Genomic DNA, 290 nt, shown 5'->3' on the forward strand with positions numbered 1-290 from the left:
GAACACCATCTCGTCGACGAGATCCAGGTCTGGATCATCCCGGTCATCGTCGGGAAGGGGCAGCACCTCTACGACGCAATTGATCCAGCAAGCCTCAAGCTCAAGCTCGACGCGCAGAAGGTGTTCGGCAACGGCTCCGTCCTGCTGACCTATGTTCCGGATGAGGACCAGCAGGCCGGGCGGCTATCGAAGCGCTGGGCCCGCGCAACACCTACCCCACCACGCTGAAACGTGGGGCCGAAAGCGTCTGCATCACAGCTCGCAGCGCCACCCGCGTGTCTGGCATTATC

1 pseudogene is annotated in these 290 nt (G+C 62.4%); it reads left to right on the top strand.

What is annotated here, in order from left to right:
- A pseudogene (locus tag EN852_RS39620) lies at window positions 1–228 on the top strand (dihydrofolate reductase family protein); the annotation flags it as partial.
- Window positions 229–290 lie beyond the last annotated feature (62 nt).

This window comes from Mesorhizobium sp. M2E.F.Ca.ET.209.01.1.1, assembly GCF_004010375.2.
Lineage (GTDB): Bacteria > Pseudomonadota > Alphaproteobacteria > Rhizobiales > Rhizobiaceae > Mesorhizobium.